Origin of the sequence: Nocardioides sp. (genome assembly GCF_047607185.1) — a bacterium.
Classification (GTDB): Bacteria; Actinomycetota; Actinomycetes; order Propionibacteriales; family Nocardioidaceae; genus Nocardioides.
On the sequence record NZ_JASGDQ010000018.1, the window covers coordinates 1 to 12580 of the forward strand.

Annotated in this window: 14 protein-coding genes; 8 read left to right on the forward strand and 6 right to left on the reverse strand. The window is 70.6% G+C overall.

The features are described from left to right. The first annotated feature begins 627 nt into the window (after positions 1–627). Positions 628–1830, forward strand: coding sequence for a hypothetical protein (locus QM595_RS01915; protein WP_415169830.1), 1203 nt, complete (start codon positions 628–630; stop codon positions 1828–1830). A gap of 7 nt (positions 1831–1837) precedes the next feature. Here the strand turns inward: QM595_RS01915 and QM595_RS01920 are convergent, their stop codons facing one another. After that, entirely contained in the window at positions 1838–2233 is a 396-nt protein-coding gene (locus QM595_RS01920) for a DUF4446 family protein (RefSeq protein WP_415169831.1), read from the reverse strand. A gap of 22 nt (positions 2234–2255) precedes the next feature. Here QM595_RS01920 and QM595_RS01925 point away from each other — a divergent pair, with 22 nt between their 5' ends. The 3 genes from QM595_RS01925 (at position 2256) to QM595_RS01935 (ending at position 4571) form a co-directional block, all read left to right on the forward strand. Next, positions 2256–3119, forward strand: coding sequence for a prephenate dehydratase (locus QM595_RS01925; RefSeq protein ID WP_415169832.1), 864 nt, complete (start codon positions 2256–2258; stop codon positions 3117–3119). A gap of 73 nt (positions 3120–3192) precedes the next feature. Then, entirely contained in the window at positions 3193–3567 is a 375-nt protein-coding gene (locus tag QM595_RS01930) for a Crp/Fnr family transcriptional regulator (RefSeq protein ID WP_415169833.1), read from the forward strand. Positions 3568–3608: 41 nt separating this feature from the next. Further along, positions 3609–4571 carry an adenylate/guanylate cyclase domain-containing protein gene (locus QM595_RS01935; RefSeq protein WP_415169834.1) on the forward strand — a complete coding sequence of 321 codons (963 nt, stop codon included), beginning with the start codon at positions 3609–3611 and terminating at the stop codon, positions 4569–4571. On the opposite strand, the gene QM595_RS01940 is transcribed toward QM595_RS01935, so the two are convergent. Together QM595_RS01940 and QM595_RS01945 are read right to left on the reverse strand one after the other, a co-directional pair. After that, on the reverse strand, positions 4558–5496 hold the full coding sequence (locus tag QM595_RS01940) for a DUF5926 family protein (protein ID WP_415169835.1): 939 nt from the start codon (positions 5494–5496) through the stop codon (positions 4558–4560). The two genes, QM595_RS01935 and QM595_RS01940, sit on opposite strands and share 14 nt — an antisense overlap. Before the next feature lie 11 nt (positions 5497–5507). Then, positions 5508–6311: a glycerophosphodiester phosphodiesterase gene (locus QM595_RS01945; RefSeq protein WP_415169836.1), complete on the reverse strand. Its 804-nt coding sequence runs from the start codon at positions 6309–6311 to the stop codon at positions 5508–5510. A 72-nt stretch (positions 6312–6383) separates the two neighbouring features. Here QM595_RS01945 and QM595_RS01950 point away from each other — a divergent pair, with 72 nt between their 5' ends. Together QM595_RS01950 and QM595_RS01955 are read left to right on the forward strand one after the other, a co-directional pair. Then, entirely contained in the window at positions 6384–7265 is an 882-nt protein-coding gene (locus tag QM595_RS01950) for an Fpg/Nei family DNA glycosylase (protein ID WP_415169837.1), read from the forward strand. Next, a complete protein-coding gene (locus QM595_RS01955; RefSeq protein WP_415169838.1) occupies positions 7262–7606 on the forward strand; it encodes a rhodanese-like domain-containing protein in 345 nt (114 codons plus the stop codon). The genes QM595_RS01950 and QM595_RS01955 overlap by 4 nt, the downstream gene beginning before the upstream one ends. Here the strand turns inward: QM595_RS01955 and aat are convergent. Beyond that, positions 7594–8283, reverse strand: coding sequence for a leucyl/phenylalanyl-tRNA--protein transferase (gene aat / locus QM595_RS01960; RefSeq protein ID WP_415169839.1), 690 nt, complete (start codon positions 8281–8283; stop codon positions 7594–7596). The two genes, QM595_RS01955 and aat, sit on opposite strands and share 13 nt — an antisense overlap. Positions 8284–8334: 51 nt before the next feature. On the opposite strand from aat, the gene QM595_RS01965 reads away from it, so the two are divergent. After that, complete coding sequence (locus QM595_RS01965) at positions 8335–9033, forward strand: EcsC family protein (protein WP_415169840.1); 699 nt, start codon at positions 8335–8337, stop codon at positions 9031–9033. A 105-nt stretch (positions 9034–9138) separates the two neighbouring features. Here the strand turns inward: QM595_RS01965 and QM595_RS01970 are convergent, their stop codons facing one another. Beyond that, positions 9139–10332: a hypothetical protein gene (locus QM595_RS01970; protein WP_415169841.1), complete on the reverse strand. Its 1194-nt coding sequence runs from the start codon at positions 10330–10332 to the stop codon at positions 9139–9141. 22 nt (positions 10333–10354) lie between these two features. Between QM595_RS01970 and QM595_RS01975 the strand changes: the two genes are divergently transcribed. Continuing rightward, positions 10355–11269, forward strand: a complete 915-nt coding sequence (locus QM595_RS01975; RefSeq protein WP_415169842.1) for a glycosyltransferase family 2 protein — start codon at positions 10355–10357, stop codon at positions 11267–11269. Between the two features lie 2 nt (positions 11270–11271). On the opposite strand, the gene QM595_RS01980 is transcribed toward QM595_RS01975, so the two are convergent. Then, the gene (locus tag QM595_RS01980; RefSeq protein WP_415169843.1) at positions 11272–12366 is read right to left on the reverse strand and encodes a hypothetical protein; all 1095 of its coding nucleotides are present in this window, start codon (positions 12364–12366) and stop codon (positions 11272–11274) included. Between the last annotated feature and the right edge of the window lie 214 nt (positions 12367–12580).

The following is a 12580-nucleotide window of genomic DNA, read 5'->3' on the forward strand; positions in this document are numbered from 1 at the left end:
CAACGACACGCTCACCAGCCGACATCGCCAGCAGCCAAGCACGAGGCGCCCGCCTCAGGGTCGCTCCCGAAGGCGGGCGCCTCACCATGCCCTCTTGACAAACTCACCTACATATCAGTGGTCGTCGCTGTTGATTCGTCGGGGTTCTGGCTGCCGGCGGTGGGGTCACCTAGGGTCTCTCTTGCACTACCAGCACGCGGAGATCAGGAGACTTGATGAAGTTCCCTTTGGCTTTTCTACTACTAGTTGCGGCCACAGTGATGTGTTTTGTTGCGATTCCGTCCGCGACCGCCGACGGCCCTGCGACAGACACTACGGAGCCCGGAGGTGACCCTGTCGTAGTGGATACGCTGACAGCGACCTCCCAGGACCCTGCCGGAGTTCAAACTCAGTCACTCGCCACTGGCCCCGGCGGCGCAGTGATCACCTGCACTGTCGCGTACGACTATCCTCACCCCTCCAGCGAAAGCTTCCAGACAACAGTCAACGCTCACCTGACAGTCACCTGTACTGCTCCGGTTACTTCGATATCGGTGACCAGCACCATGTGCACCGCTAACCTGAGCCGGTGCGGAAGCCCTGACACCAAGCTGGCGTTCGGTAAGAACTATGCCAAGACTGGCGCAGATGTTACTTGCGGCCCAAACTGGAGATTTTACCAAGCCCACGGGAGCGTTCTCGTTGGCTTCTGCCGCGGCGAAGAGATCGAAGCAGACCTACGATCCGAGCATCGCCGGTGCCGAACCGGCCATCGACCTCGTGGTCGGGCCCGAGGCGGCACCCACAGATGCCCAAGACGGGGGCACCTTCATGGGCGGCAAGAAGGTCGGAATCGGCACGGCTTACTACTGTACCTCGGGCTTCGTCGTCAACGGCGGCGGCGGCGAATACGGCATCACCGCAGGCCACTGCGGGTCGAACCTCCCGATCAGCAACTCCAATGGGGTGGCGGTCCACCGGTATGCGGACTGGTCGCTCTACGGCTACATCCAGAACACCACCTACAACATCGGCGTCCAGACCGCTGACGCCGAGGTCTTCCACCTCGGGTCACTGCCTCGCGAGCCCTGGGTCTGGAACACCGCGACCAGCTACCGGACGGTGGTAGCACAGGCGGATGCCGAATTGGCGACCGACCCCACACCCCTCTACGCCATGATGTGCCTTGTCGGGGCCAGGTCGATCACAGAGTCCTGCGGCAACGTAATATCGACCGATGCCACGGCTTCCTACGGCAATGGCGTCACCGTCACCGACATGCTCGGTGTCGTTTGGCATGCCGGGGACGTCGGCGCACAGAAGGGCGATAGTGGCGGACCCGTGGATGGCCTCACCGCGGACGGCAGCGCCATCGCGCTGGGGCTACAGTCAGGATGCCAAGTTCCAAGCGATGGAGCCGAATGCACGCCGGGCGGCATTTCCTACGTCAGCAAGATCAACAACTCGTTGAACCTCACCGGGACCTCACTCAAGACGGCGGGCCGGCCTCCGTACGGCTGGCACGACACCGCCACCGGAGGCGGCGGTACGGTCTCGGTGACCGGCTGGGCCATCGACCCCGACCTGTCGCTGTCGCCGCTCCAGATCCACGTCTACGTCGGCGGACCGGCCGGCTCTGGAGCACCCGGCTACGCCATCACGGCAAACACCTATCGACCAGACGTCGGCGCCTCCAACCCCTACATCGGCGACTACCACGGATTCACCTCGACCATCACCACGAGCGTGCGCGGCACGGTCCCGATCTACACCTATGCCATCGGTATCGGCGGCGCGCCGGGCTCGAACACGCTGCTTCAAGGAAGCCCCCGGTATGTGACGATCTCCTGAACCGGGCTCAGCGCTTGGGCCGGGCGGTGGCGATCGCCTCGGCCTCCTCCGGGGAGAGCTGGGCCTCGGACTTCCAGCCGGTCACGGCCTTGGCATAGCCGCGAGCCTCGGAGCGGCCGTGGATGCTGGTCAGCACCATCCCATTGCCGTCGGCGTCGAGCAGCGCGACCGACCAGGAGAGCTGCCCGCCCATGTCCCCGAACGCGTCGTAGCGGACCACCGCCAGGTGCCGGATCGCGCTCCTCGACTCGGCCGCCAGCGCGGCCACCTCCTGGCGTAGGCCGAGCACGTCCGCGGGCAGCGGCTCGGGGCCGTCGTACGTCGCCCGGGCGCGCCAGGCGGCACCGGCCAGCACCAGCGCGACGATGGCCGTGGCGAGGGAAAGCAGTGCGAGAGCGAGCACGTGTCGACCCTAGACTGGACGCGTGACTTCCCAGGGACGCATCGCCTACCAGGGCGAGCCCGGTGCCAACTCCCACATGGTGTGCGCGCAGCACTACCCCGACTGGGAGCCCGTGCCGTGCGCGTCGTTCGAAGACGTCTTCGCCGCCGTCGAGGGAGCCGACGGAAATGAGCCCAGCGCCGACCTGGCGATGATCCCGATCGACAACAGCCTCGCCGGCCGGGTGGCCGACATCCACCACTTCCTGCCGACCTCGTCGCTGCACATCGTCGCCGAGCACTTCCTGCGGATCAGGTTCAACCTGCTCGGGCTGCCGGGGGTGACCCTCGACCAGGTCCGCACCGTGCACAGCCACGTCCACGCGCTGGGCCAGTGCCGCAGGATCATCCGCAAGCATGGCTTCACCCCGGTCATCTCCGGCGACACCGCCGGCGCGGCCCGCGAGGTGGTCGAGGCCGGCGATCCCACGATGGCCGCGATCAGCCCGCCGCTGGCAGCCGAGATCTACGGCCTGGACGTGCTGGCCACCGACATCGAGGACGAGGACCACAACACGACCCGGTTCGTGGTGCTCTCCCCCGACTTCGTGGTGGCGCCGCTGGGCGAGGGGCCGGTCGTCACCTCGTTCATCTTCAACGTCCGCAACCTCCCGGCCGCGCTTTACAAGGCACTCGGCGGCTTCGCGACCAATGGCGTCAACATGACGAAGCTGGAGTCCTACATGGTGGGCGGGGAGTTCGCCGCCACCCAGTTCCTGGCCGAGGTTGACGGCCACCCCGACGAGCCCGGGTTGAAGCGGGCGCTGGAGGAGCTGGCCTTCTTCACCACCGACGTGAAGATCCTGGGCGTCTACCCGGCCGACCCGTTCCGGTCGACCACCGCCTGACCTTCCGGAGGACCGCCGTACTCTCGGTATGAGACACTTCCGGGTGTAACCGCCATCACACCCGGAGGTCCCCGTGGCCGAGTCGTTCTTCTCCCAGTTCACTCCCGAGCAGATCGCCCGGATCAGCGCGACCGGCACCCGCGTCACGCTGCCGCAGGGGTGGTCGCCGATATGGGAGGACACCCCGGCCGACAAGGCCTACATCATCTTGTCCGGCACGGTCTCGGTACGACGCGAGGGCGAGGAGATCGCCCAGCTCGGGCCCGGTGACATCGTGGGCGAGGCGGCGATCCTCAACCGGTCGCTGCGCACCGCGAGCATCGTCGCACTCACCCCGCTGGACCTGATCCACCTCTCGGCCGAGGCGCTGCGACAGCTGGACGTCGAGCAGCCGGAGTTCCACCAGGCGCTGGAGGCGGTCGCCGCCGAGAGGTTCGGCTCCCACTGACCGGCGACCAGCCGCTGGGCGACCTCAGCGAGATCCCCGACGTGCTCGACCTGGTCGGCGCGGCACTGCTCGGCGAGGCGCCCTCGCTCACCCGCGATCAGGTCACCGAGGCCGCCGGCGTACCCGTCGTGGTGGCCGACGAGCTGTGGCGGCTGCTCGGCTTCCCACGCGCCGACGACGACGAGGCGGCGTTCGGGCCAGCCGACGTCGAGGCGCTCCGGCACACCAAGGTGCTCTGGCAGCTCGGCGTGCTCAGCCCCGACCGGCAGGCGGCGCTGGTGCGGACCTGGGGCCGCTCGTTCGCGCGGCTGGCCGAGTGGCAGACGGCGCTACTGGCCGAGGTGACGATGGAGCGGGCCGCGCTCTCCGGCGACCCGGCCTCGGAGCTGGCGACGCTGAGCGCGGAGGTGCTGCCCAGCGTCGAGGCGCTGCAGTCCTACGTCTGGCGCCGCCACCTCCTCGGTGCCGCCTCGCGGCTGCTGACCACCCCGGAGGCCGGCTCGACGACGATGGCGGTCTGCTTCGTCGACATCGTCGGCTACACCGCCCGCAGCCGGTCGTTGAGCGAGGCCGAGTTGGTCGGCTGGGTCGAGGAGTTCGAGGCCGAGTGCACCGGCCTGGTGGTCGACCACGGCGGCCGGGTCATCAAGACGCTGGGCGACGCGGTGCTCTTCGTCTGCGACGACCCGGTCGCGGCGGCCGAGGTGGCGCTCACCGTCACCGAGCGCGGCGCGGCGGCGGAGGACAGCTTCCCCGAGGTCCGCGCCGGGCTCGCGTACGGCGAGATCGTCACCCGGCTCGGCGACGTCTTCGGCCCCACGGTCAACATCGCCTCGCGGCTGACCACCGTGGCCCGGCCGGGGTCGGTCGTCGTCGACGACGGCGCCGCCGAGGTGCTGGCCGGCGGCTACTCGCTGGCGCGGCTGCGTCGTACCTCGGTCAAGGGCTATGCCCGGCTGCGGCCCTGGGCGCTGCGCCGGGTGCAGCACGCTAGCGGATCGTGACCTGCCGGTTGGCCAGGCCGGCCCGGGCGGAGCGCTCCTCGGCGGTCAGCTCGCCGCCGGCGGCGAGGAGGGCGTCGAGCTTTCGCCTCAGCTCGGCGGCCGGCTCCTCCAGCACCTCGGCGCCGGTGCCCAGCGGCAGGTCCCAGACCGGGGCCAGCAGCCCGTAGGCGCGGAACATGCCGATCAGCCGGGCACCCGGGACGATCACGTCGTCGCCGGAGATGTGCAGCCGGGCGAATGCCGAGAGCAGGTCCTCCTCCGGCTCGGGCATCACCCAGCGCAGGAGCTCCTTGCTGCCGACGTTGGTCCAGTACGCCGCCTCGACGCCGCCGAGCCGGACGGTGGGGTCGGCCGCCTGATTGGCCTCCTGGAGCGCCTCCTCGAGGCCCTCGGTGTCGGCCAGGTCGGCGAGCCAGAAGTCGAAGCCCTCGTGCACCGTCACGTCGAGGGTCCCGCCCACCACGATGTCCTGCAGCCGGGACCCGGGGCCGGGGTTCGCGAGCACGCCGATGATCCCGGGCTCGGTCGCCGCCAGGGCGTCCAGCAGCGCCGCGGCGACCTCGCGCGAGGGATCGCCGAAGCTGTGCCGCACCTGCAGCCCGACCCACACCTGGCCGCTGTCGCGATGCATCGCCGGCGCCGCGACCGGGAGCAGCGAGGCCAGCAGCACGGTGCGGTCCTCGTGGCCTTTGATCGTCAACGGGGCGGTCGCGGCCGGCACCAGCTCACGCATCGCGACGATGTCGCACTCGCCGGGCAGCCCCTCGAAGGGCCGCTTCACGAAGGTCGTGGCGCTGGCGTCACCGTGGCAGACCTTGTAGCGCCTGCCGCTGCCGCAGGGGCAGGGCTGCTTGGCGCCGACCACCTGCCCGTCGTACAGCGGGAGCGGCTCTTCAACGACGCGGTTGCGGGACTTCTTGGCCACGAGCGCAGACCCTACTTGCTCAACAGCCCCAGGACGTACGCCGGCTTGTCGGTGATCACCGCCCGCACCCCGATCTCCCGGCAGATCTCCAGGTTGGCCGCGGTGTTGACCGTCCAGACGTGGATGTCGCGGCCGGACGCCGCGATGCGGGCGGCCAGCTTGGGGCGCTCCTTGAGCAGCGCGATGCCGGGGCCGATGATCCAGTCCCGGCCGATCACTCGGCGCAGCATCGGCCAGTCGCGGCTGTGGTCGATGAGCTGCACCAGCCGCAGCTCCGGCGCAAGCCGCTCGACCCGCTGCAACGCGGTGAAGCTGAAGCTCATCACTCGCACCGGCGCGTCGGCGCCGGTCCACTCGAACTCGCGCAGCATCTCGACGAGCCGCTTCTCGACCAGGCCGCCGTAGCGGGTGGGATGCTTGGTCTCGATCGCCAGCTCGACCCGCCGGCCGGTCTTCTCCGAATAGAGCCGCACCATCTCCAACAGCATGCGCAGGGTGAGCACCCGGTCGAGCCGATCGTCCCGGTCGGGCGCCTCGTCGTCGAGGTCGATCCAGGGGTTCTTCCACTTGGCGAAGTCGAGCTCGGCCAGGTCGGCCAGCTCCATCGTGGAGACCACGCCGCGGGTCTGCGCGGTCCGCTTCAGGGTGCGGTCGTGGACGCAGACCAGATGGCCGTCGGCGGTCAGCCGGACGTCGCACTCCAGCCCCTCGGCCCCGACGTCCAGCGCCTCGACGTACGCCCCGAGGGTGTGCTCGGCCAGGTCCGCGCTGGCGCCTCGGTGCGCGACGACCTGCGGCCGCCACGGGGATGTCATGGCTCGATTGTGATGCTTGGGCCGCCCCTACGCACCGGTACCCCACGAGAGACACGCCCTAGACTCGCCGACATGCCGGAACTGCCCGAGGTCGAGGCGCTGGCCCTGGACCTGCGGCGTCGGCTCGACGGCCGTGCCATCACCGCGATCCATGTGCCCCAGTTCGCCGCGCTCAAGACCTATCAGCCGCCGGTCTCGGCGCTGGCCGGCACCCTCGTCGACGACGTGACCCGGCACGGCAAGTTCCTCGACATCGAGGCCTCCGGGCTGCATCTGGTGCTGCATCTGGCCCGGGCCGGCTGGGTGCGCTGGCGCGACGAGGTGCCGCTGGTGCCGCCCAAGCCGAGCCAGAAGTCGACGCTGGCCGTCCGCGTCGTACTCGACGACCTCCCAGGAATCGGGCAGAGCGGCCTGGACATCACCGAGGCGGGCACCAAGAAGTCGCTGGCGATGTACGTCGTCCAGGACCCGCTCGAGGTGCCCGGCATCGCCACGCTGGGGCCCGACCCGCTGGCCGCCGACTTCACCCCCGAGGTGCTGCGAGGGATCCTGGCCGGTCAGGGCAAGAAGCAGCTCAAGGGCGTGCTGCGCCACCAAGGCACCGTCGCCGGCATCGGCAACGCCTACTCCGACGAGATCCTGTGGCAGGCCCGGATGTCGCCCTTCAAGCCGGCCGACTCGCTCACCGACGAGGACCTCCAGGTGCTCTACGACGCCATCCGGACCATGCTCGGCGACGCCGTCGAGCGCTCCCGCGGGCTGGCCGCCAGCGAGCTGAAGGGCGAGAAGAAGTCCAATCTGGCGGTGCACAACCAGGCCGGCAAGCCGTGCCGCCGCTGCGGCGCCACGGTGCGCGAGGTCTCCTTCGCCGACTCCTCGCTGCAGTACTGCCCCACCTGCCAGACCGGCGGCAAGCCGCTCGCCGACCGGCGTCTCTCTAGACTGCTCAAGTGACTCCCCCAGGAAATGTGCAGAGCGTCTCCATCGACGACCTGCCCGACCCGCTGCCCGCCGGGCTGAGCGTGCTCGACGTCCGCGAGGACGTGGAGTGGGCCTACGGCCATATCGCCGGCGCGACCCACATCCCGCTGGGCGAGCTGCCCGCCCGGCTGGACGAGGTGCCGGTGGGGCAGCTGCTGGTGGTCTGCAAGGTCGGCGGCCGGTCGGCGCAGGCGACGATGTGGCTCTCCGGGCAGGGCTATGAGGTGGTCAACCTCGACGGCGGGATGCTGGACTGGGAGGCCGCCGGCAGAGCGATGATCAGCGAGACCGGCCAGGACCCTCAGGTCGTCTGATCCCCGGCGAACGCGTCGGGGAGCTCCAGCGCCGCCGCCAGCAGCTCCAGGTAGGACCGCCGGGGCACCTCGACGACCCCCAGCGAGGCCAGGTGGGGGGTCGACCACTGCACGTCGAGCAGCCGTCCCTCGACGCCGTCGGAGCGCAGCAGCGCGACCAGGCCCACCAGGGCGACCTTGGAGGCGTCCCGCTGCCGGTGGAACATCGACTCACCGGCGAACAGCCCGCCGATCGAGACCCCGTAGAGGCCGCCGGCGAGCTCGCCGTCACGCCAGGCCTCGACCGAGTGCGCCCAGCCGAGCCGATGCAGGTCGCCGTACGCCGTCTGGATCCGCTCGTCGATCCAGCCCTGCGGCCGGCGCGGGTCGCCACAGGCGGCCACGACCTCCTCGAAAGCGGTGTCGACGCGGATCTCGAAGTCGCGTGCCGAGCGCCGCAGCGACTTCGACGTCTTGAGTCCGTCGAGCGGCAGGATGCCGCGCCGCACCGGGGAGAACCACAGGTAGTCGCGGCGCCGCTCGCCGGGCATGGGGAACAGCCCCCGCCGGTACGCCGCCAGCAGCGTGCCCGGCGCCAGGTCGGCCCCCATGCCGACCAGGTCGTCGAGCCGGGCGTCGAGACCCGGGTCGGCAAGGTCGACGAACTCCCACTCCGAGGGCGGCGGCTCGATGGGCACGGTCGAGAAACTACCGGCCCGTAGAAACTACCTGTCCGTAGGATCGTCGGCATGAAGGCCACCACCAAGAAGGTCGCGACCGCCGTCGGCACCACCCTGGCCCCCAAGGTGATCTCGCTGGCACCCGGCGTCTCGACCGGCGTCATCCAGACTGCGCTGCACCGCGCGATCGTCGGCGTCGGCCCGCTGCCGGGCGCGGCGGCGGCTGCCGAGAAGCAGCTCGAGGAGAAGAAGGGCAACGCCACCAAGGCGGTGCGCGAGGTCATCGAGAACCATGTCGCGTACGCCTCGGCCGGGGGCTTCGCGACCAACCTCGGCGGCCTCGTCACGGCGGCGGTGATGATCCCCGCCAATGTGACGGGGCTGGCGCTGATCCAGTGCCGGATGGTGGCCGGCATCGCGCACCTGCGCGGCTACGACCTCGACGACCCCCGGGTGCGCGACGCCATCCTGGTCACCCTGCTCGGTGAGCAGAAGGTCAACAAGCTGGTGGCCGCCAAGAAGATCCCGGCGCCGCCGATGGCCATCGCCACCGCGCCGGTGCACGACGCGGAGCTGGACCGGATCGTGGCCGCCGAGGTGACCGCGAACCTGATCGCCCAGGTGGCGGGCAAGCGGCTCGCCACCACCGTCGGCCGCCGGATCCCCGTCGTGGGCGGCGTGGTCGGCGCCGGCGTCGACGGCTGGGACACCGTCAAGGTCGGCCGGTACGCCTCGCGGGAGCTCCTGCCGCGTGCCCGGCGCCGCTAGCGGTGTCCGGTGCGTGCGATGGCAAGGCGGAGGAGCGACGGCGACCTTGAGAGCGAAGCGGTCGTCGAGCGACGACAACGCGGCCAGCGTGCGTGCCCGGCGCCGCTAGCGGCGTCGGGTGCGGCGGTAGGCGGCTAATACCCTTCGGCCGGGCTCGCTGTCCTGCAGCCGGGTGTAGGCGATCTGCTTGACGTGGGTGCGCAGCCGCAGCGCCCGGGCCTCGTCCCGCTCGCGGCGGGTCCGGTCGAGCTCCTCGCGGAGATCCTCCTCCTCGACGATCAGCCGGGAGCCCTCGTGGACCAGCGCCATGATCGACTCGATGGCGGCCGAGAGCATCTCGCGCGGGTCGGGCGAGTCGGGGTCGACGTACTCCCCGCGGACCTCGCCGCGCAGCTCCTCGAGGTCGCCGGTGACGTCGTAGCCGGCCGCCGCGAGCTCCTCGATCCACTGACCGGCGACGTCGTCGACCCAGGGCTGGTAGTCGGGCGGCAGCAGCAGCCGAGCCGAGCCGGTGCGGGTGGTCCGCTCGGCGAGCTGCCGGTGGGCGAGCAATTCGCGGACCAGGAAGCGGTACTTGATGTCCGGCAGGGTGCGGTCGACCCGCTCGTTGATCCGCCGGATCAGCGCGGTCTCGGTGACGCCCAGGCCGGCGTTGGTGCGGTCGCTCTCGTAGGCGAGCGGGATCTCGTCGATGCCGAGCACCTTCTCCAGCCGCTCCAGCAGCACGTTGTGGTCGGCGCCGACGGCCGGCGCGGTGACGAGGTGGACCCGCTCGGGGGGTACGTCGGCGGCCCAGCGGTGCAGCACGTCGGGGATGTGCTGCACCCGCCAGAACAGGTCGGCGCTGCGGCCCTCGCCGCTGCGGACGATCGCCAGATACTCGGCGTAGGTCTCGGTGTTGTAGTGCTTGACCGTCTCCTGCCACTCGGCCGGGATCTGCCGGGCCAGGTCGCGGACGGTCAGCACCAGGTGGACCTCGGCGTCGCCGAAGCTGCCGATCGCCCGGGCCGCCTGCTCGGCGCTGGCGCCGGCGAGGATCTCGGCGCTGATGATGACGCTGCCCTCGCGGCGGCGAGCCGTCGCCGCGAGCGCGTCCCACGCCCCCACGACCTCCTCCTCCAGCCCGCCCCACTCGCGACGGGTCAGGTCGAGCGCGGCGCGGAAGTGGTCGTCGAAGTGGGTTGCGGGGTAGTGCACGTCGTGCTTCTCGAGCACGTCGCGGTTGCGGAACAGGATGTCCTGTAGGTAGGTGGTCGCCGTCTTGGGCGTGCCGATATGGAGGAGCACCCGGTCTGCCATGGCCACATCCTAGGATCAGGGCGTGACCGTCGGCATCGTCGTCCGCACCAAGGACCGTCCCTACTTCCTCGCGCGCGCGTTGCGCAGCATCGCCGCGCAGACCTATGACGACTGGCACGCCTTCGTCGTCAACGACGGCGGCGACCCGGCCGCCGTGCTCGGCACCGTCGGCGAGTCCGCGGTCGAGGGCAAGGTGACGATCCTCGACCACCCGGAGTCGCTGGGCCGCTGGCCGAGCGCCAACGCCGGCGTGCATGCGGCCACGGCCGCCGGGGCGTCGTACCTCGTGCTCCACGACGACGACGACAGCTGGGCGCCCACCTTCCTGGAGACGGCGGCGGCCTATCTCGACGCGCACCCGCTGGCGCCGGGCGTCGTGTCGAAGGTCGAGATCGTCTGGGAGAGGGAGGACCGCGGGCGCTACGTCGAGACCGGCCGCGAGCTCTTCCAGGGCCACCTGCACGACCCGCTGCTGGGCGACACGCTGCTGTTCAACCGGTTCGTGCCGATCGGCTTCCTCTACCGGCGCGAGCTGCACGAGGAGATCGGCCCCTATAACGAGGACCTCTCGGTCGTCGGCGACTGGGAGTTCAATCTGCGGATCCTCTCGCGCTGGACGCTGGAGTTCCTCGGCGACCAGCCGCTCGCCTACTGGCACCAGCGGCCGCACGCCACCGGCATCGACTCCAACAGCGTGATCGCCAACGGCGGCGACCACGAGAAGTACGACGCCCTGGTGCGTGACGCCGCGCTACGTGCCTATGTCGGCGAGCACGGCCTCGGCCTGGTGCTCTACCTGACCAAGTTCATCGACCGCCGGCTCGTCGACGTCGAGCAGGGCCTGCGCCGCGACATCCTCTCCGGCGAGTCCGGCGTGGTCGCCGCCCGCCGGCTCCGCGAGCAGGTCCTCGACCGGCTCCCGTGGCGCCGCCGCTGAGGTCAGTCCGGGCGGCCGGCCGGCCGACGCGCCAGCCGCAGCAGCGCCCTGGCCGCCCGCCGGTCGAGGCGGGAGGACGGATCGGGCAAGGCGCAGAACGCGGCGACCGCGCCGGCCAGGGCGTCCACGGCAGCGGCGTTGACCTTGCCGGGACGGGGGTGGTCGGGGTCGAGCCACTCCCCGGCGGGCGGCTTCGGGCGCAGGTCGGCGAGGTCCCCGACCACGTCGATCCCGGACCGGGTGATCTCGCCGGCCCACTGCTGGGCGAGGTCGTCGGCCCAGCCGTGGAGCCGGGGCGGAATGACGACCGGCTCCCTGCCGGACCGGGTCGAGAGCACGTCGTAGACGATCGGGTTGAGCACGGCCCGGCGATAGTCCGCGCGGCCCACGCCCGCCTCTCGCAGGCGCTTGTTGAGCTTGCGGAGCAAGGTGGCCTCGGCCCGGCCCAGGGAGGGGTTGCGGCGCGGGCTCTCGCGGGGGGCCCAGTCCGGGAACGCCCCGATCAGCCCGCAGAAGCTGCTCCACAGATCGGCCCCGGAGCGCGGCAGCACCAGCAGATGGGTCCGCTCCGGGGGCGCGATGCCGGCCCAGTTGCCCAGCACCCGAGGCAGGTGCTGGGCCCGCCAGAACCACCGGCGCGACGTGGCCGGATCCTCCGCGACGACCTCGTCGAGGTAGCGGCCGAACGTCTTCGTGCCGTACATCTTCAGCCCCTCCTGCCAGTCCGCGGCGAGCTGTCTGGCGACGTCTCGCGCGCTGATCACGACGTGGACCTCGGCACCCGCGAAGTCGTCGGCCAGCCGGGCAATCCGCTCGGGCGGTGCCGCCGCCAGGATCTCGTGGCTGATCACCACAGTGCCGCTGGCGAGCCGGGTCCGGCGTACCAGCGCGTCCCACTCGCCCCGCGCCTTCTCGTGGAAGCCCGGCCACTTGATGCCGGTCAGGTCGATGGCCGGGAAGAACATCGACTCGCGCGCTCCGACAGGATATTTGACGCCATGCCTGGCCAGCTCGGTCCGGTTCAGGAAGAGCCGGTCCTGGAGATAGGTCGTGCCGGTTTTCGGCACACCGATATGCAGATACACCTTCGCACCCATAGTGCCGATCCTGACCGATCAGGCTGTCAGGACGCTGTCGATCGCCGGCAGAGAGACGGGCGCTAGTGGTCGTCTCTGGAAGTTCGTGGGGGGTATGCGTGGGTCCAGGTGCGCGCAGCGCAAGGCGGCGTCGCGACGGCATACCGGGCGTCTTCCGAGCGGCGCCAACGCCGCGATGGGTGTGCCTGGGCCGCGCAGACCCGGGACGAACTTC